Origin of the sequence: Micromonospora sp. WMMD975, from assembly GCF_029581215.1 — a bacterium.
In the GTDB taxonomy this organism is placed as follows: Bacteria; Actinomycetota; Actinomycetes; order Mycobacteriales; family Micromonosporaceae; genus Micromonospora.
Window position 1 is genome coordinate 4122744 of the sequence record NZ_CP120739.1, and the last position, 23664, is coordinate 4146407.

23 protein-coding genes and 1 tRNA gene are annotated in these 23664 nt (G+C 72.7%); 11 read left to right on the top strand and 13 right to left on the bottom strand.

What is annotated here, in order from left to right; genetic code table 11:
- Positions 1-6: 6 nt before the first annotated feature.
- Positions 7-201 (bottom strand): DUF397 domain-containing protein, encoded by a 195-nt coding sequence (locus O7613_RS17825; RefSeq protein ID WP_282289355.1) that lies wholly within the window; start codon positions 199-201, stop codon positions 7-9.
- Entirely contained in the window at positions 192-992 is an 801-nt protein-coding gene (locus O7613_RS17830) for a helix-turn-helix transcriptional regulator (RefSeq protein WP_282289356.1), read from the bottom strand. The genes O7613_RS17825 and O7613_RS17830 overlap by 10 nt, the downstream gene beginning before the upstream one ends.
- 216 nt (positions 993-1208) lie before the next feature.
- On the opposite strand from O7613_RS17830, the gene O7613_RS17835 reads away from it, so the two are divergent.
- Genes O7613_RS17835 through O7613_RS17845 form a run of 3 tightly spaced genes read left to right on the top strand, consistent with a single transcriptional unit; the run spans position 1209 to position 2004 of the window.
- On the top strand, positions 1209-1544 hold the full coding sequence (locus O7613_RS17835) for a hypothetical protein (RefSeq protein ID WP_282289357.1): 336 nt from the start codon (positions 1209-1211) through the stop codon (positions 1542-1544).
- Between the two features lie 11 nt (positions 1545-1555).
- The gene (locus tag O7613_RS17840; RefSeq protein ID WP_282289358.1) at positions 1556-1861 is read left to right on the top strand and encodes a GNAT family N-acetyltransferase; all 306 of its coding nucleotides are present in this window, start codon (positions 1556-1558) and stop codon (positions 1859-1861) included.
- Entirely contained in the window at positions 1861-2004 is a 144-nt protein-coding gene (locus O7613_RS17845) for a hypothetical protein (RefSeq protein ID WP_282289359.1), read from the top strand. Before O7613_RS17840 ends, O7613_RS17845 begins: the two co-directional genes overlap by 1 nt.
- Before the next feature lie 293 nt (positions 2005-2297).
- Here O7613_RS17845 and O7613_RS17850 read toward each other — a convergent pair whose 3' ends face one another.
- The 3 genes from O7613_RS17850 to O7613_RS17860 all read right to left on the bottom strand — a co-directional run bounded on the left by O7613_RS17850 (position 2298) and on the right by O7613_RS17860 (position 5026).
- Complete coding sequence (locus O7613_RS17850) at positions 2298-3524, bottom strand: ROK family transcriptional regulator (RefSeq protein WP_282289360.1); 1227 nt, start codon at positions 3522-3524, stop codon at positions 2298-2300.
- A 93-nt stretch (positions 3525-3617) separates the two neighbouring features.
- Positions 3618-4403, bottom strand: coding sequence for an alpha/beta hydrolase (locus O7613_RS17855; RefSeq protein ID WP_282289361.1), 786 nt, complete (start codon positions 4401-4403; stop codon positions 3618-3620).
- Between the two features lie 44 nt (positions 4404-4447).
- Positions 4448-5026, bottom strand: coding sequence for an XRE family transcriptional regulator (locus tag O7613_RS17860; RefSeq protein WP_282289362.1), 579 nt, complete (start codon positions 5024-5026; stop codon positions 4448-4450).
- A gap of 79 nt (positions 5027-5105) precedes the next feature.
- Between O7613_RS17860 and O7613_RS17865 the strand changes: the two genes are divergently transcribed.
- The 4 genes from O7613_RS17865 (at position 5106) to O7613_RS17880 (ending at position 9622) form a co-directional block, all read left to right on the top strand.
- Positions 5106-6089, top strand: a complete 984-nt coding sequence (locus O7613_RS17865) for an NAD(P)/FAD-dependent oxidoreductase (RefSeq protein WP_282289363.1) — start codon at positions 5106-5108, stop codon at positions 6087-6089.
- 54 nt (positions 6090-6143) lie between these two features.
- Positions 6144-7991, top strand: coding sequence for a glycoside hydrolase family 15 protein (locus O7613_RS17870; protein ID WP_282289364.1), 1848 nt, complete (start codon positions 6144-6146; stop codon positions 7989-7991).
- A gap of 146 nt (positions 7992-8137) precedes the next feature.
- Positions 8138-8617 (top strand): hypothetical protein, encoded by a 480-nt coding sequence (locus tag O7613_RS17875; protein ID WP_282289365.1) that lies wholly within the window; start codon positions 8138-8140, stop codon positions 8615-8617.
- 39 nt (positions 8618-8656) lie between these two features.
- Complete coding sequence (locus O7613_RS17880; protein WP_282289366.1) at positions 8657-9622, top strand: aminoglycoside phosphotransferase family protein; 966 nt, start codon at positions 8657-8659, stop codon at positions 9620-9622.
- Between the two features lie 14 nt (positions 9623-9636).
- On the opposite strand, the gene O7613_RS17885 is transcribed toward O7613_RS17880, so the two are convergent.
- The 6 genes from O7613_RS17885 to O7613_RS17910 all read right to left on the bottom strand — a co-directional run bounded on the left by O7613_RS17885 (position 9637) and on the right by O7613_RS17910 (position 15937).
- Positions 9637-9711: transfer RNA gene (locus tag O7613_RS17885), tRNA-Val, on the bottom strand.
- A gap of 78 nt (positions 9712-9789) precedes the next feature.
- Positions 9790-10257, bottom strand: a complete 468-nt coding sequence (locus tag O7613_RS17890) for a peroxiredoxin (protein WP_281587273.1) — start codon at positions 10255-10257, stop codon at positions 9790-9792.
- Between the two features lie 8 nt (positions 10258-10265).
- Positions 10266-10703: a DUF3052 domain-containing protein gene (locus O7613_RS17895; protein ID WP_281587272.1), complete on the bottom strand. Its 438-nt coding sequence runs from the start codon at positions 10701-10703 to the stop codon at positions 10266-10268.
- A 111-nt stretch (positions 10704-10814) separates the two neighbouring features.
- The gene (locus O7613_RS17900) at positions 10815-13223 is read right to left on the bottom strand and encodes a thiamine pyrophosphate-dependent enzyme (RefSeq protein ID WP_348775419.1); all 2409 of its coding nucleotides are present in this window, start codon (positions 13221-13223) and stop codon (positions 10815-10817) included.
- Between the two features lie 789 nt (positions 13224-14012).
- Positions 14013-14483, bottom strand: coding sequence for a MarR family transcriptional regulator (locus O7613_RS17905; RefSeq protein ID WP_282289367.1), 471 nt, complete (start codon positions 14481-14483; stop codon positions 14013-14015).
- Positions 14484-14524: 41 nt separating this feature from the next.
- The gene (locus tag O7613_RS17910) at positions 14525-15937 is read right to left on the bottom strand and encodes an MFS transporter (RefSeq protein ID WP_281587270.1); all 1413 of its coding nucleotides are present in this window, start codon (positions 15935-15937) and stop codon (positions 14525-14527) included.
- A gap of 89 nt (positions 15938-16026) precedes the next feature.
- Between O7613_RS17910 and O7613_RS17915 the strand changes: the two genes are divergently transcribed.
- On the top strand, positions 16027-16797 hold the full coding sequence (locus tag O7613_RS17915) for an AraC family transcriptional regulator (protein WP_282289368.1): 771 nt from the start codon (positions 16027-16029) through the stop codon (positions 16795-16797).
- A 58-nt stretch (positions 16798-16855) separates the two neighbouring features.
- On the opposite strand, the gene O7613_RS17920 is transcribed toward O7613_RS17915, so the two are convergent.
- Entirely contained in the window at positions 16856-17260 is a 405-nt protein-coding gene (locus O7613_RS17920; protein WP_281587268.1) for a YjbQ family protein, read from the bottom strand.
- A gap of 187 nt (positions 17261-17447) precedes the next feature.
- On the opposite strand from O7613_RS17920, the gene aceE reads away from it, so the two are divergent.
- Positions 17448-20192 (top strand): pyruvate dehydrogenase (acetyl-transferring), homodimeric type, encoded by a 2745-nt coding sequence (gene aceE / locus O7613_RS17925; protein ID WP_348775380.1) that lies wholly within the window; start codon positions 17448-17450, stop codon positions 20190-20192.
- 136 nt (positions 20193-20328) lie between these two features.
- On the opposite strand, the gene O7613_RS17930 is transcribed toward aceE, so the two are convergent.
- Positions 20329-20775, bottom strand: coding sequence for an SRPBCC family protein (locus tag O7613_RS17930; RefSeq protein ID WP_281587267.1), 447 nt, complete (start codon positions 20773-20775; stop codon positions 20329-20331).
- 202 nt (positions 20776-20977) lie between these two features.
- On the opposite strand from O7613_RS17930, the gene O7613_RS17935 reads away from it, so the two are divergent.
- The gene (locus O7613_RS17935; protein WP_282294566.1) at positions 20978-22291 is read left to right on the top strand and encodes a GH1 family beta-glucosidase; all 1314 of its coding nucleotides are present in this window, start codon (positions 20978-20980) and stop codon (positions 22289-22291) included.
- Positions 22288-23565: an MFS transporter gene (locus tag O7613_RS17940; RefSeq protein WP_281587266.1), complete on the top strand. Its 1278-nt coding sequence runs from the start codon at positions 22288-22290 to the stop codon at positions 23563-23565. The genes O7613_RS17935 and O7613_RS17940 overlap by 4 nt, the downstream gene beginning before the upstream one ends.
- Positions 23566-23664: the final 99 nt, after the last annotated feature.

Below are 23664 nucleotides of genomic sequence, written 5' to 3' on the forward strand. Positions count from 1 at the left end.
CGAAGCTCAGCGTCCGGCCGCTTTCGTATACGCGACGAAGACGCGCCAGGACGCCGGAGCGAAGGTGAGCGCCGGGCCGGACGGGTCCTTGCTGTCCCGCACGCCGACGACCCCGGGCAGGTTGTCGGCCACCTCGACGCAGGCACCGCCGTTGGACCCCGAGCGGGTCGACGTGCGCCAGCGCGCACCGATCAGATCCATGAGCTTGCCGCCTCCTTGATCAGGTCGAGGGACCGCCTTCGGGACAGCGCTTCCCCTCGCACCGCCTCCCAGTGCGCTTCCAACGTGCCGATGTCCTCGCTCTGGTGCATCATCTGCGCCCGGATCTGATGATCCAGGTATGCGGCCACCGAACCGTCGGTCAGGCTGGCCATGATGAAGCCGCCCTGAAGCGCAGGATAGAGCCCTGCTTCCTCCGGGATCACCAGGATCTGCACGTCCGGCAGCACGGCCATCTTCACCATGTGCGCCAACTGTTGGCCCATCAGTCCCGCGTGTGCGGCGAGAGGCCGACGAAGCACCATCACGTCGATGACGGCCACGAGACGACAGGGATGCTCCCGGGTGATGATCGCCTGTCGTCCCAGCCGGGAGGTGACGCACTGGTCGATCTCCTCCGCGCTCATCAGGCTGTCCGCAAGCGTCATCCGCGCGTACGCCTCGGTCTGGAGGATGCCCGGCACGTAGGCCGGCTCATACCAGCGAAGCATGTTGGCCGCCCGCTCGTCGTCCACCCAGGCACGCATCCACGGCGGAGCCCCGTCGGTCAGCGCGGCGTGGCGGAGCATGCGGAGGAACAGGCCGCCCGTCTCCAGCGCCTGATCCATCGCGGTCAGGTAATCGATCTTCGGCGGGCGCTGACCGGTCTCCACTCCCGACACGTGCGACGGGGAGTAGTTGATCCGCCGGGCCAGTTCCTCCTGGCTGAGCCCGGCCCGCACGCGCGCCTGGCGCAGCTCGCCGGCGATGAAGTCCCACCACGACCCACCCACGCTTTCCCCTTTCGCGTCGAAAACTCCCACGCCCGCCCGGGCCCAGCCCCGAGCCCACCCAGCCGCTACCAGGAACGACGTGGCGGCTTCCCACCGTAGTGCCGTCCTCTACAGACTGTCATCCGGTGGTCCGATTCCCGCTCGGCCGCCACCGGGCCGCCCCGATGTCCCCCCGATGCCGGGGCGGCCCACCCTCCGCCTCGAAGGAAGGTCGTGATGAACGTGGCCGCGTTTCCCGTACCCCGGCTCGGGCCGCACCCGGACCGGCCTCGCGCCTGCCCGCCGGGCCAACCGGCGCACCTGCCGATCCGACCGCTCTGGCTCTGCCGCGCCTGCGGCTCGCCGTGGCCCTGCGCTCAGGCGCGGCTGCTGCTCGCGGCCGAGTACGCCGACCGCCCCGTCGACCTGGCCGTCTATCTGTCCGGGCTCTATCACGAGGCCACCCACGACCTGTTCCGGCTCGACCCGCACGAGGGGCCCACGCCCCGCGAGCTGTTCGACAGGTTCGTCGGTTGGGGCCCGTACCGCCGGGGTGTGGTCGGACCGGCCTAGGCTCGACCACCGTGCCCGCCGAGCTGACGGTGCGTCCGGCGACGCCGGACGACGACCCCGACCGGATCTTCGACCTGCTGTGGCAGTTGGCCCCTTCGGACGACCGCCCCGACCCGGACGCCCTGGCCGGCGCGTGGCGGGATCTGCACGCCCAACCGGGCCGGACGCTGCTGCTGGCCTTCCTCGGTCCGCGACTGGTCGGCACGGTGGACACCCTGGTCGTGCCGAACCTGACCCACGGGGCGCGGCCGTTCATGCTGGTGGAGAACGTGGTCGTCGACGAGGCGGCCCGGCGTCGGGGGTGGCCGGCGCGCTGATGCGGTCCGCCGTCGACAGTGCCCGGTCCGCCAACTGTTACAAGGTCCAACTGGTCTCGAACCGACGCCGCGTCGAGGCGCACCGCTTCTACGAGAGCGCCGGCTTCACGCCGTCCGCCACCGGCTACCGCCGCTACCTCTGAACTCCCCCCGCCCCGCCCGCCCCTCCTCGGCGATCACGTCGATCTCGCCGATCATGGAGTTGTGGTGCCAGGGGATGCCACCTTCGACCGTTTCGTCCACGATCACACCTCCATGATCGACGCAGCTCGCGGATGCAGGTCGGAGATCTTGGTACGGAACGGCCCCCATAGGGGCACTTTGCTACCAAGATCTATACGCTCTCACCTATCGAGAGATCTATCCCGACAGGCGAGAGGGAAGCGGGCGGAGGGGCACGGAGCACGAGCGGGTGGGGGACGCGAGCGGGTGTGGGCTACCGGCGGGGCGGTGCCAGGGCCGGGATGCCGAGCGGGTCGGTCAGCAGCGGGGAGAAGCCCAGTTCGGCCGCCCCGATCAGGGTGGCGTCGTAGCCGAGTGCCGAGACGGCAAGCCGGGCCTTGTCCCGCGAGACAGGCAGCACGTTCGCCGCGATCCGGCTGCGCACCTGGGTGGCCGCGCCGGGGAACACCTCGCACAGCGTGCCCCCGAAGATCACCACGCCGGGGTTGAACAGGTTGATCAGGTTGGCCACCCCGATGCCCAGCCAGTCACCGATGTGCCGCAGGGCAGCCTGGGCGGCGGCGTCGCCCTGCTCGGCGGCGGCGACCACGGCCCGGACCGCGTCGCGTCCCCGGTGGTCGGCCGGGCGGCCGGCTTCGTCGAGCAGCGCCCGCTCGCCGACCTCAGCCTCCAGGCAGCCCCGGGAGCCGCAGCCGCAGGGCCGACCCTGGTACGGGTTGACGAGCATGTGCCCCACCTCGGAGCCGTACCCGCCGTCGCCGTCGAGCAGGTCCCCGCCGACGATGATCCCGCCGCCGACGCCGACGTCGCCGTGCAGGTAGATCAGGTTCTGCGCACCGACGCCGGCGCCGCGCTGGTGTTCCGCCATCGCGCCGAGGTGGGCCTCGTTGCCGACCAGCACCGGCAGGCCCAGGTCGAGCCGCCGGGCCAGCTCGGCGCCGAACGCCTGATCCACCCAGCCCAGGTCCGGCCCGAACCGGACCATCCCGTCGCCCGGCCGGATCATCCCGCAGTAGGACGCCCCGATGCCCACGCACACCGCCCCCGGCGGCGCGTCCCGGTGCAGCTCCCGCCCGAAGCCGGCGAGCACGGAAACCACCGAGTCGAGGTCGACGCCCGCCCGCGGCCGGGTCGCCTCCAGCCGGGCCGACACCGTCCCGCCGAGGGCGACGCGGGCGGCCACGAGCCGGTCGACCGCGATGTCGAAGGCCAGGACGTAGACGGTGTCCGACTCCGGCCGGACCACGAAGGACGGACGCCCCGCCCGGCCGCTCGCCGTGGCGGGCACCTCCCGGACCAGGCCGGCCGCCGCGAGTTCGGAGGTGAGGGCCAGGACCGTGCTGCGGTTGACGCCCATCCGGTCGGCCAGCTCGACGCGGGAGGCCGGGCCGCCGAGGTGGACCCGGCGGAGCAGCGCGCCGAGGTTGCGGCGACGGGTGTCCCCCTGCGCCTGCCGGTCCGCGGCCAGATCCTTCAGCATCGACCACCTCGTCAGCGGACACGTCTCGTGTCATCCGAGGATAGACCGCACCGTTCCGACGGCACGCACGGTCGATCCGGCGCGGGTGGCGGCTCAGCCGGGGGCGCGTGCGGTGTGGGTGAGGAAGGGCAGGACCGCCGCCGGCAGGGCGGGTGACGTGATCACGTCGGCGTGGGTCAGACCGGGCAGTACGGCCAGCCGGGACGCTGGGCGGTCGTCCGTGTCCCGCCGGCCGCCGCCGAGCAGGGCGAAGAAGTCGGCCATGTGGCGCACCGGGATCGCGTCGGCGTCGGCGAAGACCAGCAGCACCGGCATCGGCAGCGCCGCCACCTCGGCCGACCAGTCGTAGTCGCGGCGCAGCAGCTCACCGCTGCGCGCCCAGAGCGTGGGCCAGTCCTGCGGCCGGGGCGCGGCCCGCGCGTACCGCTCGTGGGCCGGGGTGCCGCGCATCCGTTCGGCGGCGCGCTCGTCGTGGGCGGACATCGCGGTCAGCGGCTCCGGGTGCCAGCCCCGCCGCCGGAACGGCGTGGAGACCAGGACCAGGCGGCGGACAAGCGTGGGGTGCTGGATGGCGGTACGCAGGGCCACCCCGCCGCCGAGCGAGTAGCCGAGCAGGTCGACCTCGGGCAGGTCGAGGTGGTCCAGCAGCGCGGCCAGGTCGTCGGCCATCGACTCGTGGCGCAGCGGCCGGGCCACGTCGGCGGTGCGGCCGTGGCCCTCGAGGTCGACCGCGATCAGCCGGCGGCGGGTGGCGAGCGCGGGCCGGACCGCCGCGAACGTCTCCGTCGAGCCGTAGGAGCCGTGCAGCAGCACCAGCGGCTTGCCGGCGCCGTGCTCCTCGTACCAGATCCGCAGCCCGCGTACGTCCGCATAGCTCACCGCCTGATCGTGCCGCCGCGGGCCGCGTCGGCGGGTGCGTTCGCTCAGCCGCGGGGGCGGGCGCGCAGGTGGGCGCGCTCGCCCTGGCTGCCGAAGAGGCTGAGGAACTCCACCCCCTGGTCGTCGGCGCGGCCGAACCAGTGCGGCACCCGGGTGTCGAACTCGGCCGCCTCGCCGGGGGCGAGCACCAGGTCGTGTTCGCCGAGCACCAGGCGCAGCCGTCCGTTGAGCACGTAGACCCACTCGTACCCCTCGTGGGTCTTCGGCTCGGGTTCGGCCCGGCCGCCGGCCGGGATGATCAGCTTGTACGCCTGGATGCCGCCGGGCCGTCGGGTGAGCGGCAGCATGGTCATCCCGAACGCGGCGACCGGCCGCAGGTGGATGCGCGGATCGCCGGTGGGTGGCGCGCCGACCAGCTCGTCGAGGGTGACGCCGTGCGCCTTGGCCAGCGGGAGGAGCAGCTCGAGCGTGGGCCGGCGGCCACCGGACTCCAGCCGGGACAGCGTGCTGACCGAGATGCCGGTGGCGGCGGAGAGGTCGGCGAGCGTGGTTTCCCGCTCGTGGCGCAGGGCACGCAGCCGGGGGCCGACCGCGTCGAGGGCCTGGTCGAGGTCGTCATCCATGCCCCCAGTTTGCCACAACGGCAACAAGGCTTGCGGTTTTGCCAGGGGCCGTCGCACGCTTGGCGCGGAGGTGGTCACGATGACCGAACTGAGGGAAGACGGCTACGAGGTGTTGGTGATCGGCGGCGGCGCGGCCGGACTGAGCGGCGCGCTGATGCTGGCCCGGGCCCGCCGGTCAGTGCTTGTGGTCGACGGGGGCAACCCGCGCAACGCGCCGGCCGACGGGGTGCACGCGCTGCTGGCCCTCGACGGCGTGCCGCCGGCCGAGCTGCTGGCGCGCGGGCGGGACGAGGTCCGCCGCTACGGCGGGCACCTGCTCACCGGCGAGGTCGAGGCGGTACGCCGCGACGGCGATGGGTTCGACGTGACGCTCGCCGACGGCCGCCGGGTGCGCGCCGGCCAGGTGTTGGTGGCCACCGGTCTGGTGGACGAGCTGCCGGAGGTGCCCGGCCTGCGCGAGCGCTGGGGCCGGGACCTGGTGCACTGCCCGTACTGCCACGGGTGGGAGGTGCGCGACCGGCCGATCGGGGTGATCGGCAGCGGCCCGATGTCGGTGCACCAGACGCTGCTGTTCCGGCAGTGGAGCGACGACGTGGTCCTCTTCCGCCACGCCGCGCCGCCGCTCACCGACGAGCAGGCCGAGCAGCTCGCCGCGCGCGGCGTGCCGGTGGTCGAGGGCGAGGTCGCGGCCGTCGAGGTGGTCGGGGACCGGGTGACCGGGGTACGCCTGCGCGACGGTCGCACGGTCGCCCGCGAGGTGCTGACCGTCGCGCCCCGGATGGTGGCGCGGGCCGGGTTCCTGGCGGCGCTGGGGCTGCGCGCGGTGCCGCACGAGAGCGGATCGGGCGAGTACGTGCCGGCCGACCCGGCGGGGCGTACCGAGGTTCCCGGGGTGTGGGCGGCGGGGAACGTGACCGACCTGTCCGCGCAGGTCGGAGCCGCGGCTGCGGCCGGCGCCCGGACGGCCGCGATGATCAACGCGGACCTGGTGGCCGCGGAGACGCGCGCGGCGGTCGAGGCACGTCGCCGGGGTGACCAACCGCGCGAAACGGCCCTAACCTGACAATTATTCCCCTAGGTTGGAGTGCGCAGGAGGCAGTCGAGCGCGGGGGGCGACGTGGAGAGCTATCCGGCGATCGAGGACCACGGGCTCATCGGCGACCTGCAGACCGCCGCGCTTGTGACCTGCGACGGCACGATCGACTGGTTCTGTGCGCCGCGCTTCGACTCGCCGAGCATCTTCGCCGCGCTGCTGGACAAGGAGAAGGGCGGCTTTTTCCGGATCGCCCCGCACGACGTCAGGTACGTCACCAAGCAGCTCTACCTGCCCGGCACCCCGATCCTGATCACGCGCTTCATCAGCGCGGACGGCGTCGCCGAGGTGATGGACTTCATGCCGGTCACCGGCGAGCGGATCACCGACGCGCACCGCCTGGTCCGCATGGTCAACATGGTCCGGGGCAGCATGCGCTTCAAAGTCGAGTGCCGGCCCCGGTTCGACTACGCCCGACAGAAGCACCAGCTCGAACGCCACCGCAACGGGTACGTCTTCCGCAGCCCGTCGGCGACGCTCACGTTCAACCCGGTCGACCCGGTACGGCAGCTCATCGCCCAGGGCGGCGACATCCGCCTGGACGACGACGACCTGGTCGCGTACGGCACGCTCAACGAGGGCGACACCGGCGGGGTGGTCCTGGAGACGGCCGGCACGGAACCCCGGATCATCTCCCCGGGAGAGGTCCAGGGGATGTTCGAGTGGACCCGGGACTACTGGCGGCGCTGGGTCGAACGCTCCCGCTACACCGGCCGGTGGCGGGAGATGGTCGAACGCTCCGCCATCACGCTGAAGCTCATGACGTACGCGCCGACCGGCGCGATGATCGCCGCGCCCACCGCCGCGCTGCCCGAGCTGGTCGGCGGCACGCGCAACTGGGACTACCGCTACACCTGGGTACGCGACACCTCGTTCTCCGTGCACGCGCTGCTCGGCCTCGGCTTCACCGACGAGGTCAGCAGCTACATGAACTGGCTCGACGAGCGGATCCGCGAGGCCGGCGACCACCAGGACCCGTTGAAGATCATGTATCGGGTGGACGGCTCCTCCGACCTGCACGAGGAGGTGCTCGACCACCTGGAGGGCTACCGCGGCTCCCGCCCGGTGCGGATCGGCAACGGCGCGGCCGACCAACTCCAGCTCGACATCCACGGCGAGGCGCTCTACGCCATGCACCTCGCCGACGAGCAGGGCATCCGGGTGTCCCACCAGGTGTGGAAGAGCACCGTCCGGATGGTCGACTGGCTCTGCCACAACTGGGACCAGCGCGACGCCGGCATCTGGGAGAGCCGGCACCACCCCCGCAACTACACCTTCGGCCGGGTGATGTCCTGGGTGGCGCTGGACCGGGCCATCCGGCTGGCCACCCGCACCGGCCGCCCCGGAGACATGAGCTGCTGGATCGAGCAGCGGAACCGGATCTACAACCAGGTCATGGCCCGCGGCTACCACCGGGAACGCGAAAGCTTCGTGCAGGCGTACGACGAGAACGTGCTCGACGCCGCGCTGCTGGCCATGCCGTCGGTCGGCTTCGTCACGCCGAGCGACCCGCTGTGGCGCTCCACCCTGGCGTCGATCGAACGGGACCTGGTCTCGGACAGCCTGGTCCACCGCTACGACCCGGTGCACTCCCCCGACGGCCTCCCCGGCCACGAGGGCACCTTCAACATGTGCACCTTCTGGTACGTCGAGGCGCTGGCCCGCACCGGACGCCTCGACGACGCGCGCCTCACCTTCGAGAAGATGATCACGTTCAGCAACCACCTCGGTCTGTACGCCGAGGAGATCGCCGCGACGGGTGAGCAGATCGGCAACTACCCGCAGGCGTTCAGCCACCTCTCCCTGATCAACTCGGCGCTGGCGCTGAACGACCTGATCGACGCCGAGGCCGACGCCCGCCGCCGCCAGTAGCCCGGCTCGCCTCGGGCTCGGGCTCCGGCTCGGGCTCGGGCGCTTGATCGACTCCATTCCGGTGAGGTGGCGGGGTCCCGGTCGGTCCGATGCCGCCATGTCGGCGTAGTGGTGTCGATCACCGCCGATGTGGGCACCAGAGCGTTGTGGCGGAGGAACGGGGGGCCGGCGCGGAGCCGGTGGTGTTGTTCGCGTCCCGGTGGTGGCCGGCGGTGCTCGTACCGCTCGGCCTGCTCGCCGTGGCGGTCGCGATCGGCTTCCGGCTGCACGCCGCTTCCCTCATCGTCTTCATCGGGACGACCGCCGCCACCGTCGTCTCGGCCTGGCTGCACCGGGACGGCGCGCTGCTCGCCGACGCCACCGGGCTGCTGGTCCGACATCGGGGCACGGTCACCCGGAGCTACCGGTGGTCCGAGATCCACCAGGCCGGGCTCGCCCGTCCCGGCTTCGGCCGGCTCGCGCTCGCCGTGTACCCGGACGGCGGCCGGTGGGACGTACCCGGCCCGAACAGCGCGGTCATGGTCGGGCAGGTGTGGCTGTGGCGGCAGCCCGACCCGGAGAGCCGCGAACGGATCGAGGCAGCGCTGCGCGACCACGGCGTCCGCGTCGTCGACCCGCTCGCCTGATGCCTTGCCGAAGAAGCCATGACCTGGGACGCTCCGGCAATGATCGACAAGCCGGGCGTGGACGAGCGGCTCCTCGCGGCCGAGGTGGCCGACGCCTGGGCCGTGAACGTCGCCGACCTCGTGTTCCTCCCGGTCGGGCTGGACGGGCAGGCATGGGCCTACCGGGTGGACACGTCCGACGGCGGGCGCTGGTTCCTGAAACTGCGCCGCGGCGAGTTCACCTCCGCCGCCGTCCGGCTGCCCGGCTTCCTCCGCGCCCGCGGCGTCCGGCAGGTCGTGGCGCCGGTGGACCTGGCCGGCGGCGGAACCGCCCACCGGTTCGGCGACTACCAGCTCCTGCTCTACCCGTACCGCGACGGCGGCAGCCTCTGGGGTCGCGGTCTCACCGACCGCCAGTGGATCGAGTACGGCGAGTTCCTCGCCCACCTGCACGCGGTCCCGCCCAGCCCCGAGATCGCCGCCATCCTGCCGGTCGAGACCTACCGGTCGCGGGCCGGGCAGCGGCTGCGGACACTGAGCGGGCAGGCCGCGACGAGCGCGACCCTCGGCGCGTTCTGGCACCGGTACGGCGATCCGCTGCACCGGCTGGCGGAGACGGTCGACGAGCTGGCCGCGAGCGTGCCGCCGGCCCCGCACGTCATCTGCCACGCCGACATCCACCCCGGCAACCTGATCGCCGACGGCGACGGCCCGCTGCACGTGGTGGACTGGGACGCGCCGATCCGCGCGCCGCGCGAGCGGGACCTGATGTTCGTGCACAGCCGGGATTTCGGCGACCACCCGATCGACGCGCGCCGCGCGGCGCTCTTCCGCCAGGGGTACGGGCCGGTGGAGTCGGAGCCGACGTTGCTGAGCTACTACCGCGCCGAGCGGCACCTCGACGACGTCGCCGCGTTCCTCGCCGGCATCCTCGACCCCGGTGCCAGTGCGGAGTCCCGATCGAACGACATGCACTGGCTCACCCGCATCGCCGAGACCGTCGCCGATCCGGGCTACACGCCCTGAACTGTGCTGGTGGGTGGTGGGCGCGGCAGGTTTCGAACCTGCGACCCCTCGCTTGTAAGGCGAGTGCTCTCCCGCTGAGCTACGCGCCCGGTACGCCCGTACGGCGGGCCGGAGCGGCAAGCTTACCTGCCGGCCTCCGGCCCGGTCGAACGTGTCTGGGGGTGGGATCAGGCGGCGACGGCCTCCGCCAGCGCCTTGCGCCAGCCCTGCTGGTCGCGCGCCTCGCCGGGCATGTTCATCTCGGCGAAGCGGACCACGCCGGCCTTGTCGATGACGAAGGTGCCCCGGTTGGCGATGCCGGCGACGTCGTTGAAGACGCCGTACGCCTGGGCCACCGCGCCGTGCGGCCAGAAGTCGGCGAGCATCGGGAACTGGTAGCCCTCCCGGTCGGCCCAGATCTTGTGGGCGTAGACCGAGTCGACGCTGACGGTCAGCACCTGGACGTCGTCGTTGGCGTAGTCGTCGAGGTTGTCCCGCACCTCGCACAGCTCGCCCTGGCAGATGCCGGTGAAGGCCAGCGGGTAGAAGACCAGCAGCACGGTCTTGCGCCCCCGGAGGTCCGAGAGCCGGACCTCCTGGTTGTTCTGGTCCTTGAGCAGGAAGTCGGGTGCCTCGGCGCCAACCTCGATGGGCATGCGTGCTCCTACTTCTTGCTCTTGGAGCCGCGCCGCAGCACCAGGCGGGCGCCGTTCCAGTCGCGGCCGGCGTTGATGGTGGAGGTCTGCTGGAGGCCGGCGCTCTGCGCGCTCTCGGCGACCTCACTCGGCTCGACGTGGCCGTCCCGGCCGGCCTTGGGCGTCAGGAGCCAGACCACGCCGTTGTCCGCCAGCGGCCCCAGGGCGTCGACGAGGAGCTCGAAGAGGTCACCGTCGCCGTCCCGGTGCCAGACCAGTACCGCGTCGACCACCTCGTCGGTGTCCTCGTCGACAAGTTCTCCACAGCGGTCGGTCAGGGCGTCCCGGAGATCGGAATCGACGTCGTCGTCGTAGCCCATCTCCATGACGACCATGCCCGGTTCGATGCCGAACCGGTCCGCCAGGCTGCGTACCCCGTCGGCGGCCTGACCAGCGGTCGCGCTCACTGTCGCGTGCCTCCTCATCTCGTCCCTGCTCGTGGTGCCCCGTGACACCGTCCGGCCCAGTCCACACAGTTGCGGCTCGCTGCGCAAGTGGCGCACCGGTTGGAAGGGAATTTACCGTGCCAGCAGCGTACGGGCACCCTGGGTGATGGCTTCCTCGGAGACGAGCACCTGGTGAGCAGCCGGACCTAATGGTACAAACGAGTCAAGTGCGGCCACTCGTCGCGCCGCGCCCACGTAGCCGGTGTCGACGAGCGCGGCCAGCACCCCCTCGCCCACCCCGCCGGAGCGCCGCGTCTCGTCCACCACCAGCACCCGGCCGGTCGCCGACGCCTCCCGGATGATGTCCGCCACCGGCAGCGGGGCGAGCCAGCGCAGGTCCACCACCCGACTGCCGACGCCCTCGTCGGCGAGCGTCGCCGCCGCCCGCAACGACATCCGCACCCCGTTACCGAAGGTGATGATGGTGAGGTCCTCGGCCGAGCCGATCCCGTACACCCGGGCCCGGCCGACCGGCACGTGCCGGTCCGCCCAGGCGCCCGGCTCGGCATATTCGGCCAGCCACTCGCCGTCACCGTCGGCGTAGAGGTCGCGGGCGTGGTAGAGCGCGATCGGCTCCAGGAACACACAGACGGCGCCGTCCACCCGGGCCGAGGCCAGGCAGGTACGCAGCATCGACGCGGCGTCGTCGGGCCGGGCCGGCACCGCGATCACCAGCCCCGGCACGTCACGCAGCACCGCCACCGAGTTGTCGTTGTGGAAGTGCCCGCCGAAGCCCTCCTGGTACGCCAGCCCGGCCACCCGCACCACCATCGGGTTGCGGAACGCGCCCCGGGAGAAGAAGCGCATGGTGGCCGCCTCGCCCCGCAACTGGTCCTCGGCGTTGTGCAGGTACGCCAGATACTGGATCTCCGGCACCGGCAGCATGCCGGCCAGCCCGGCGCCGAGCCCGAGCCCGAGGATCGACGTCTCGTCCAGCAGCGTGTCGAACACCCGCGCCGCCCCGAACCGGTCCCGCAGCCCCTTCGTCACCCCGTACACCCCGCCCTTGGCAGCCACGTCCTCACCGAACACGGCCATCCGGGGATGGTCGAGCATGCCGTCGGCGAGCGCCGCGTTGATGCTCTGCGCCAGCGTCAGCGGCCCGGTCAACTCCGGCGGCTTGCCGCCGAACGCCTCCGCCCGCGCGCCCGCGCCCGGCCCCGCCGCGTACGCCGCCGACCCGGCGATCGCCCGGGACACCCGCGCCGGGCGGCGCGGCGCCAGCTCCGCCACCACCTCGACCGGGGACGTCAGCTTCGGCTCGTCCAGCACCTCCTCGGCGATCCGGCGTAGCTGCCAGCCCCGCTCGTCGTACCGGGCCAGCAGTTCCTCGCCGCTCGCGAAGCCGGCCGCGACCAGCCGGCGGGCGGTGACCAGCAGCGGATCCCGCGCCACGTCCGCGGCGATCTCCGCCGGACTCCGGTACGCCGACTCCGCGTCCGCGCCGGCGTGCCCCATCAGCCGTACCGTGCTCAGGTGCAGCACGGCGGGCCGGCGGTGCCGGCGTACCCAGGCCGCCGCCTCCGCCGCCACCCGGTGGGTCTCCACCACGTCCGTGCCGTCGGCGGCAAAATAGCGGAGGCCGGGCCGCGACCGCAGCGTGGCGGCCACCCACCCCTGCGGTGAGCGCACACTGATCCCGAACCCGTTGTCCTCGCAGACGAACAGGACCGGGATGCGCAGGCCGGTGTGGTCGTACCACCCGGCGGTGTTGAGCGCGGCGGTGGCCGTGGCATGGTTGACCGAGGCGTCGCCGAACGAGCAGACCACCACCGCGTCCGGCGGCCAGGACACGACCTCCGGTTCGCCGTCGACGCGCCGCCCGTCCCGGCGCAGCCGCTCCAGGGCCAGGCCCAGGCCGACGGCCCGGGGCAGGTGCGAGCCGATGGTCGAGGTGGTCGGCACGACCGCGAGGTCCGCCCGGCCGAAGACCTTGTGCCGGCCGCCGGCGAGCGGCTCCGCCGCCGAGGCGACCATGCCCCGCAGCACGTCACGCGCCGCCGACGCGTAGGCGTCGTCGAGGGCCGGCGGCGGCAATCCGGGTACGCCGACAGTGGCGTCGCCGTCCGCGTCCACGGCGACGCCCGCTCCCGCCGGCAGGCTGGCCGCCTCCACCTCCGCCCCCGCCGCAGGGCGACCCGCTTCCGCACCCGTACCGGCAGCCGTCCCGCCCGCGCCGGCAACCGCCGCGAGGCGGCCCGCACCGGCGTCCGTTCCCGCCGCGAGGTCGCCCGCACCGGTGTCCGTTCCCGCCGCGAGGTCGCCCGCACCGGTGTCCGTTCCCGCCGCGAGGCCGCCCGCCTCGGCGTCCGTTCCCGCCGCGAGGCCGCCCGCCTCGGCGTCCGCTCCCGCCGCGAGGCGACCCGCCTCGGCACTGTCCTCGCCCGAAGCGGCGACCTCACCCGAATCGGCCCCACCGGAGGCGGCATCTCCACCCGAGCCGGTAACCCCGCCCGAGATGGCGGCTTCATCCGTTTCCAGCCGCCCAACCCGAGCGCTAACCGCCGCAGAACCAGGCACAGGTTCGAGATCTTGGTACGAAATGGCCCCCATAGGGGCACTTTCCTTCCAAGATCTACTCGCATCCCGCACTTCAGAAGATCCATCTCGGAAAGCGGGATCGGTGCGGGCGCCCGGGCCGGGCGTCGGCGAGTCGGGCGAAGCGGGCACCGGCGAGTCGGGCGAAGCGGGCGCGGGTGGAGCGGGCGCCGGCGAGTCGAGTGGGGCGGGCGCCGGTGGCGCGCTGGCTGGGAAGGCACCGGCGGCCTGGGCGGCGCGGAGGCAGTAGAAGGCGCCGGAGCGGTAGTGCAACAACGCCGGATCGGTGGGACGGAGCGCGGCAGCCACCCCGGCGTTGCCCTCGTGGCCGGCCGACCCGATCGTGTAGTAGCCCTCACCAAAGCCGCGCAGCCAGCGCCCGGCCAGGTCGAGCAGCCGGCTGGTGACCTGCGCGTCGAACAGCGCCAGTGCCTGCGCCCCGGTCAGCCCCCGACCATCGGGCCGCGCCGCACCGTCCCGCGCCAGCCCGCCATCACTCGGCAGTCCACCAGAACGCGGCGGCTCACCGTCACGGGACGGATTACGGTCGCGCGGCAGCGACTCACCGTCGCGCGGCAGCGGCTCGTCGAGGTCGCGCCGCTGGTCCGGCGCGCCGAGCGCGGCCAGGTCGGCGCGGAGCTGGTCGTCGAGATCGTGCGGGGTGGTCACGTCGGACAGCATTACCGACTGATGCCCACCTCGCCCAGTCGGACACGTTCCACGCGGCGTGGCTCAGTTCTCGCCGCACTCCGCCGGGCACCCACCGTCGGACACCTTCCAGACCAGCTCGCGCAGCGTGGTCAGCTCGGTGACGCTCAAGCCGTCGAGCAGTCGGGAGTCCGACATCACCCGCCCGACCTGCTCGCGCACCTGCCGGCCCCGGGCGGTGACCACGAGCGCCTTCTGCCGCCGGTCGGTCGGGTCGGTACGCCGCTGCACCAGACCGGCCTGCTCCAGCTTGTCGGCCAGGCCGGTGACGTTGGACCGGTCACAGCCCAGTTGCTCGGCGAGTTCACGGGCCGGCAGCGGATGATCCGGGTCCAGCGCGTACAGCGCCCGGGCGGCGGCCGGGGTGAGTCCCAGCGCGGCGATCCCCTCGTCCTGGTGGTGCCGCATGGCGGCGGCGACGTGCACGAGCCGACGCACGGTGTCTCCGGCCAGGCCGGCCCGTTCGCCGTCGGTGGGCACGGTGGGTGGCGCCATCAGGCCAGCATACGTGATTCATCAACAATTGAGCTGATCTACTATGCGGTCCGGGCACCGACGTCCGCGCCGACCACTGCCGGCCGGACCGCCCGGCGGGCGGCGAACGCGCCGGCCAGCAGCAGCGCGGCGGTGGCGAGCGCCGGTGGCAGCGCGAGCGCGCTCCCGTCCGCCCCGGCGGCCGTCAGGCCCAGGTGCAGGCCGCCCACCACGGTCACGCCGAGCACGGCGGCGAGCAGCGTGCCGGTGGAGACGAACGCGGAGAGAGCAGCCGCCGCGCTCGCCGGGACGACGTCGGCGAGCCGGGTGACGAGCGGGCTGAACGCCGCCGCGTGCGCCGCCCCACCGAGCAGCAGCAACGCGCTGCCGGCCGCCCACGGCCAGCCCCGCGCCGACAGCCCGGCGACGGCCACCGTCGCCGCGGCCAGCACCAACGGCCCGGCCACCGGCAGGATCACCCGGACCGGTCCGGGAAGTCGGGCCACCGCCAGGCCGCACAGGGCGAAACCTGTGGCGTACGGGAGGAAGGCCAGCCCGGCGGCGAGCGCGCTGAGTCCCAGCACGTCCTGCGCCCGCAGGGTGAACACGAACAGGAAGCCGGCGTAACAGCCCATCACCACGCAGCAGGCGAACAGTCCGGCCGGCACGACAGGGTGGCGCAGCACCGTCACGTCCAGCAGGGGCGCCTGGTCCCGCCGGGCCCGCCGCTGCTCGTACCGGAGGAACAGCCGTAGCCCGACGGCGCCGGTGGCGACCGCGACCACGCGGATCCACGTGGCGGCGTCGAGGACCAGCGGCAGCACGAGCGTGAGCATCGCCGCTGCCAGCAGCGCGGCGCCGGGCAGGTCGAGTGGCTCCCGCCGGAGCGGTACGGCCGGCGGGTCGGCCAGGACCCGCCGGCCGACGAGGTGCAGGACCACCCCGACCGGCACATTGACCAGGAACGCCAACCGCCAGGTGAGCCCGCCGAGGTCGAGCGTCACCAACAGCCCGCCGAGGATCTGGCCGGCGGCCACGCCGAGGGCGAGAACCATCGAGTACGCCCCGATCGCCCGCGCGCGGGTCGCGTCCGGCAGCGCGCTGCGGATCAGCGCCAGCACCTGCGGCACCATGAGCGCGCCGGCCGCGCCCTGGGCCACCCGGGCGAACACCAGCGCGACAGGTGTCGGAGCGAGTCCGCAGGCGGCCGAGGCGAGTGTGAAGCCGGCCAGGCCGAGCAGGAAGACCCGGGGGCCGCCGTGTCGGGCGCCGAGCCGCGCACCGACCACCACGAGCACGGCGAAGGTGAGCGTGTAGCCGGCGAGCACGAGTTGCTGGACGGCGGCCGGGCCGCCCAGGTCGGCGCGGATCGCGGGGGCGGCGACGGCCGCGATCGAGGTGTCCATCGAGGCCATCGCCTGGCCGGTGAGCAGGACGACGAGCAGTGCGGCGGGACGTGGGGGCGATGCGGTCACGCCGGCCACCCTGCCGGCCGCGCGCCGCCCGGGTCTTGTCAATCCTTGCGGGCCGCCGCGGGTCGGCCGGGCCGCCTACGCTGATCCGCGTGCGCACCGCGAGTCGACTGCTGGCCCACCCGGACTTCCGGGTCAGCGTGGTGCGCTGCCGCGACGACCACACCGGCTGGTCCGCGCCGGAGCCGGCCGGCGCGTACGGTCTGGTGCTCACCCGGCGCGGCGCGTTCCGGCGGGCCGGGCGCGGCGGCGAGACGTGGGTCGGGCCGACGGTCGCCTACCTCAGTGTGCCGGGCGAGGAGGAGCGGTTCGCCCATCCGGCGGGCGGCGACGAGTGCACCTCCGTGCACCTGTCGCAGCGGCTGTGGCGGGAGCTGTTCGACGACCGGCCGGTGCCGGGCACGGTGCACGTGGACGGCCACGTGGATCTCGCCCACCGGCTGCTGCTGCGCGACGTCGCCGACCCCGACCACGCGGCGGCCGAGCGGTTGGTCCGTCTGGTCGGCCACGCCGCCGCACCGGTGACGAGCGGCGGCGGGCCGGGTCGCCGGCTGGTGGAACGGGCCCGGGCCGCGCTGCACGACGACGCCCCGGAGGCCGCCGGGCTGCTGCCGCTGGCCCGGGCGCTCGGCGTCTCGCCCTACCGGCTCAGCCGCGAGTTCCAGGCCCGGGTGGGGGTGCCGCTGACCCGATACCGCAACGGCCTGCGCGTGGCGCGGCTGCTGGACCGGATCGAGCAGGGTCAGGTGCGCCTGGCCGAGCTGGCCGGTGAGCTGGGCTTCGCCGACCAGGCGCACCTGACCCGCACGGTCCGCGCCCACCTCGGCCACACCCCGGGTGAGCTTCGCCGGCTGCTCGGCTGACGTCGCCCGCACTCCTCCGCAGGCCACGTGTTCGGCGAGGGGCACCGCCCCCGGGGGATCAGGCGGGGAGGAAGGAGAGGCGGACCTGGCGGTCGGGGTTGTCGCCGTTCGGGTCGACCAGGCAGATCGACTGCCAGGTGCCGAGCTGGATCCGGCCGCCGAGCACCGGAAGCGTCGCGTACGGCGGCACGAACGCCGGCAGCACGTGGTCCCGGCCGTGCCCGGGTGAGCCGTGCCGGTGCCGCCACCTGTCGTCGGTGGGAAGCAGGTCGTCGAGCGCGCGGAGCAGGTCGTCGTCCGACCCGGCGCCGGTCTCGATGATCGCCAGCCCGGCCGTGGCGTGCGGGACGAAGACGTGCAGCAGCCCGTCGCCGGCCCCGGCGACGAAGCGTTCCGCCTCGGCCGTGATGTCCCGGACCGTGGGCCGGGAACCGGTCCGGACGTTGATCACCTCACTGCGCATAGGGCGCATTCTGCCGCAGCGGCCCGGTCCCCCGCCGGTGCGGTCGGCGTACCCGCCGGTCGCACAAAGTTACCGGCGGGTATCTGTGTTCAGCGTCGCGTCTGGGGGAGCCAGACGTGACGACGAGCGCCACGAGGGGGCAGGATGGCGCTAGAGACCTATCCCACTCAGAACCGAGGGAACGCCTGTGGCTACGGAACGCAAGCGCCCGGTGATCACCGCTGGTCTGCCGAGCCAGCTTCCGGACATCGACCCTGAAGAGACAAGCGAATGGGTCGAGTCGCTCGACGGTGTCATCGACGAGCGCGGAACCAAACGCGCCCGGTACGTCATGTTGAGCCTGCTGGAGCGGGCCCGCGAGCGCCAGGTCGGGGTGCCCTCCCTGACCACCACCGACTACATCAACACCATCCCGCCGGAGAGCGAGCCGTGGTTCCCCGGTGACGAGCACATCGAGCGGCGGCTGCGGGCCTACATCAGGTGGAACGCCGCCATGCTCGTGCACCGGGCGCAGCGCCCGGAGATCGGCGTGGGCGGCCACATCTCCACGTACGCCAGCTCCGCGTCCCTCTACGAGGTGGGCTTCAACCATTTCTTCCGGGGCAAGGACCACCCCGGCGGCGGCGACCACATCTACTACCAGGGTCACGCCTCCCCCGGCATGTACGCGCGGGCGTTCCTGGAGGGCCGGCTCAGCTCCGAGCAGCTCGACGGCTTCCGGCAGGAGCTGTCGCACCCCGGGGGCGCGCTGCCGTCGTATCCGCACCCGCGGCTGATGCCGGACTTCTGGGAGTTCCCCACCGTTTCCATGGGCCTCGGCCCGTTGAACGCGATCTACCAGGCCCGGTTCAACCGCTACCTGCACCACCGCGGCATCAAGGACACCTCCCAGCAGCACGTCTGGGCGTTCCTCGGCGACGGCGAGATGGACGAGGTCGAGTCGCTCGGCGCGATCGGCGTGGCCGCGCGCGAGGAGCTGGACAACCTCACCTTCGTGATCAACTGCAACCTCCAGCGGCTGGACGGCCCGGTCCGCGGCAACGGCAAGGTCATGCAGGAGCTGGAGGCGTTCTTCCGGGGCGCCGGCTGGAACGTCATCAAGGTGGTCTGGGGCCGGGAGTGGGACCCGCTGCTCGCGGCGGACACCGACGGCGCGCTGGTCAACCTGATGAACACCACGCCCGACGGTGACTACCAGACCTACAAGGCGGAGTCCGGGGCGTACGTCCGGGAGCATTTCTTCGGTCGGGACGCGCGGACCCGCAAGATGGTCGAGCACCTCTCCGACGACGAGATCTGGAACCTCAAGCGGGGTGGCCACGACTACCGCAAGCTCTACGCGGCCTACAAGGCGGCGACGGAGCACACCGGCCAGCCGACGGTGATCCTCGCCAAGACCATCAAGGGCTGGACGCTCGGCTCGCACTTCGAGGGCCGCAACGCCACGCACCAGATGAAGAAGCTGACGCTGGACGACTTGAAGCTGTTCCGCGACCGGCTCTACCTCGACATCCCGGACAAGCAGTTGGAGGAGAACCCCTACCTCCCGCCGTACTTCACGCCGGACGAGAAGTCGGACGAGATGGAATACCTGCGGGAGCGACGTCGCCAGCTCGGCGGCTACCTCCCGTCGCGCACCACCGCGCCCAAGACGCTCGCCATCCCGGGCAGCGAGCGGTTCGCCGACGTCAAGCGCGGGTCGGGCAAGCAGAAGGTGGCCACCACGATGGCCTTCGTCCGCCTGCTCAAGGACGTGATGAAGGACAAGGAGTTCGGCAAGCGCTGGGTGCCGATCATCCCGGACGAGGCCCGCACCTTCGGCATGGACTCGCTCTTCCCGACCCAGAAGATCTACTCGCCGCACGGCCAGCGCTACACCTCGGTCGACCGGGAGCTGTTCCTGTCGTACAAGGAGTCGACGACCGGGCAGATCCTGCACGAGGGGATCAACGAGGCCGGTTCGGTCGCCTCGTTCACCGCCGCCGGCACGTCGTACGCCACGCACGGCGAGCCGATGATCCCGATGTACATCTTCTACTCGATGTTCGGGTTCCAGCGCACCGGCGACGGGTTCTGGGCGGCGGCCGACCAGATGGCGCGGGGCTTCGTGCTCGGCGCCACCGCCGGCCGGACCACGCTCAACGGCGAGGGGCTCCAGCACGAGGACGGCCACTCGCTGCTGCTCGCCGCCACCAACCCGGCGGTGGTCGCGTACGACGCGGCGTTCGCCTTCGAGCTGGCGCACATCCTGGAGAACGGCCTGCACCGGATGTACGGCGAGGCGCAGGAGAACGTCTTCTACTACCTCACCGTCTACAACGAGCCGATCTTCCAGCCGGCCGAGCCGGAGGGTGTGGACGCCGAGGGCATCGTCAAGGGCATCTACCGCTACTCGCCGGCGCCGCAGGTCGGCGACGACGCGCCGAAGGCGAACATCCTCGCCTCCGGCACCGGCATGCAGTGGGCGCTCAAGGCGCAGCAGCTCCTCGCCGAGGACTGGGGCGTGGCCGCCGACGTGTGGTCGGTGACGTCCTGGACCGAGTTGCGCCGCGACGCGGTGGAGTGCGAGGAGCACAACCTGCTCAACCTCGGCGAGGAGCAGCGGGTGCCGTACATCCAGCGGAAGCTGGCCGACGCCGACGGGCCGAAGATCGCGGTGAGCGACTGGATGCGCGCGGTGCCGGACCTGATCGCACGCTGGGTACCGGGCGACTACACCTCGCTCGGCACCGACGGCTTCGGCATGTCGGACACCCGGCACGCGCTGCGTCGCCACTTCCACGTCGACGCCGAGTCGATCGCGGTCGCCACGCTGCGGCAGCTCGCGCTGCGCGGCGCCGTCCCGGCCCACGTGCCGGCCGACGCCGCCCGCAAGTACGCGCTCGACGACGTGACGGCCGCCCCGGTGGGCGAGACCGGCGGCGACAGCTAGATGTAAGGAGGGGCCCCTTCTTAACGCCTCCGGTAGAGAAGGGGCCCCTTCTCACAGGCGACGACGATGGTCCGGCGATCCCTGGTGGGGATGCCGGACCATCGTCGTTGCGGGCGACGCCGGGACTGCGACCCGATCAGCCGACGGCGGCCAGGTCGGTCAGCCGGGCCAGCGAGTCCTCCAGGTCGGCGCCGACCCGGCGCAGGCCGAGCCGCAGCATGGCGGCCTTGACCGGCCCCGCGGGCCACCGCACGACGATCAACCGGACCACGGTGCCGCCGACCTCCTCGTCCGAGGTCAGCTGGACGTAGATCTCGGTACGCGCCTCGGCCCGGGCACCGGCGCCCTTGGCCCGCTCGCGCCAGCCGATCAGGGTCGGCTCCTGATAGGCGATCACCTCGGCCTCGTGGGCGGCACCGCGTCCGGCCTGGACCAACTGCCGTCGGCCGAACCCCTCCCCGGACAGAACCTCGGCCGCGCGGACCCCCGCCAGCCAGGCCGGCAGCTGCTCGGCCCGCTGCACGACGTCCCAGACCTCTTCCACAGGCGCCACCACGTGTGCGCTACGTTCCACGAGGATCATTAGTGTCTTTCCCCCACTTAAATCACATCCGCGATATTTGGCACTCTATGTGTAAATCGGACTTAAGCGGACGGGATTGGAGAAGACACGCCGAACCCCCTTGCGTCGGGCCGCCTTCCCGGCCTATAGCGCGTCGCTCACCGGAGCCCTAGAGTCGCGAATACACTTCACGTCTCGGGAGGGCGAATTGACGACCGTGCCGATGCCCGACTTCCCCGCCGGCTTCCGCTGGGGGGTGTCCACCTCCGCGTACCAGATCGAGGGGGCGACCACAGTCGACGGCCGCGGGCCCTCCATCTGGGACACGTTCGCCCACGAGGCCGGCCGGATCGTCGACGGCAGCACCGGTGACCAGGCGTGCGACCACTACCACCGGCACGCCGAGGACACCGCGCTGCTGGCCGGGCTGGGCGTGTCCGCGTACCGGTTCTCGATCGCCTGGCCGCGCGTGCAGCCGACCGGCACCGGCCCGGCGAACGCGGCCGGGCTGGACTTCTACGACCGGTTGGTGGACGGCCTGCTCGCCGCCGGCATCGACCCGGTCGCCACGCTCTTCCACTGGGACCTGCCGCAACCCCTTGAGGACGCCGGCGGCTGGCTCCAGCGGGACACCGCCGCCCGCTTCGCCGAGTACGCCGACCTGACCGCAACCCGCCTCGGCGACCGGGTCAAGCTCTGGATCACGCTCAACGAGCCGTTCATCCACATGACCCTCGGCTACGGCATCGGCACCCACGCGCCCGGCCGGATGCTGCTCTTCGACGCCTTCCCGGCCGCACACCACCAACTCCTCGGGCACGGTCTCGCGGTCGCCGCGCTGCGCGCCCGCACCGCGAGCCCGGTCGCGATCGCCAACAACTACTCGCCGGTGCGGCAGGTCGGGGACACCGACGCGGACCGGGCCGCCGCGCAGGCGTACGACGCGCTGCACAATCGGCTCTTCACCGATCCGCTGCTCGGCCGCGGCTACCCCGACGCGCCGGGCCTCGACCCGGCCGTGATCCGCGACGGCGACCTGGACGTGCTGGCCGCGCCGATCGACGTGCTCGGGGTGAACTACTACAACCCGACCGGCGTCCGGGCGCCCGAGGAGGGTTCGCCACTACCGTTCGAGATGGTGCCGCTCGACGGTTACCCGCGTACCGCCTTCGACTGGCCGGTCGCCCCGGACGGGCTGCGCGAGCTGCTGCGCCAACTCCACCACCGGTACGGCGACGCGCTGCCGCCCGTCCAGGTCACCGAGAGCGGCTGCGCGTACGACGACGCGCCGGACGCGCAGGGCCGGGTGGACGACCCGGAGCGGATCGCCTACCTGGACGGGCACGTGCGCGCGATGCGCGAGGCGATGGCCGAGGGCGTGCCGGTGACCGGGTACTTCGTCTGGTCCCTGCTGGACAACTGGGAGTGGGCGGAGGGGTTCACCAAGCGGTTCGGCCTGGTGCACGTCGACTACCCGACGCAGCGGCGTACCCCCAAGTCGTCGTACGCCTGGTTCCGGGACCTGGTCCGGCGATGACCACGGTCAGCCCGACGCCGGCCTCGCTGCCGGCGGCGCTCGCCGAACCGACCGTGCCGGTGCGGCGGAGCTGGATCGCGCTGATCTTCGCGGCGAACCTGGGCGTCTGGATGGCGTTCTTCACCCCGATCCAGGTGCTGCTGCCGCAGCAGGTGGAACGCATCGCACCGGCCGACAAGGAGGCCATGCTGGCGGTGGTGACCGGCCTCGGCGCGCTCGCCGCGGTGCTGGCCAACCCGCTCGCCGGCGCGCTGTCGGACCGTACCTCCCTGCGGTTGGCCAACCGGCACTTCGGCCGCCGGCACGTCTGGACCGCGACCGGCGCGGTGGTCGGCGCGCTCGCTTTGGTGCTGCTGGCCCGGCAGGACAGCATCGCCGGGGTGGCGGTCGCCTGGGTGGCCGCGCAGGTCTGCTTCAACGCCATGCTGGCCAGCCTCACCGCCGCGATCCCGGACCGGGTCCCGGTGGCCCAGCGCGGCGGCGTCTCCGGCTGGGTGGGCATCCCGCAGGCGCTCGGCCTGGTCGTCGGCGCGGTGCTGGTCACCGCCGTGGTCACCGGCAACGCCGCCGGGTACGCGGCGATCGCACTCGCCGTGCTGCTGCTGTCGCTGCCGTTCGCGCTGCTCACCCAGGACGACCCGCTGCCCCGGGAGCACCGGTCGCCGCTGCGGGGGCGCGCCCTGCTCGCCTCGATGTGGATCAGCCCGCGTCGCCACCCCGACTTCGCCTGGGCCTGGTTCACCCGGTTCCTGGTGCAGACCGGCAACGCGCTCGGCACGCTCTACCTGCTCTATTTCCTCACCGACGGGGTGCGGGTGGCCGATCCCGAGGGATCGTTGCTGGTGCTGATCCTGCTCTACACGCTCGGCATGATGCTCACCGCCGTGGTCGCCGGACGGATCTCCGACCGGTCCGGACGACGCAAGGTCTTCGTGATCGTCTCCGGGCTGATCATGGCGGTGGCGGCGACGCTGCTCGCGGTGGCGCCGGTCTGGTCGATGGCGATCGTCGCCGCGCTGCTGCTCGGCGCCGGCTACGGGGTCTACCTGGCGGTGGACGCCGCGTTGATCACGCAGGTGCTGCCCGCCGCCACCGACCGGGCCAAGGACCTCGGGGTGATCAACATCGCGAACTCCGCGCCGCAGGTGCTGGGGCCGGCGCTCTCCGCCCCGATCGTGGTCCACCTGGGCGGATACCCGACCCTGTACGCGGTCACCGCGGCCGTCACGCTGCTCGGCAGCGCGCTGGTCGTGAAGATCCGCTCCGTACCGTGAGCGCCGCGTCCTTCGCCGCGTGTTAGGCGGGGGCCCCGCCACATCCGAATGCGTTAAGAAGGGCCCCCTCCTTAACCGCTGGCCGGCGGACGTAGGCTG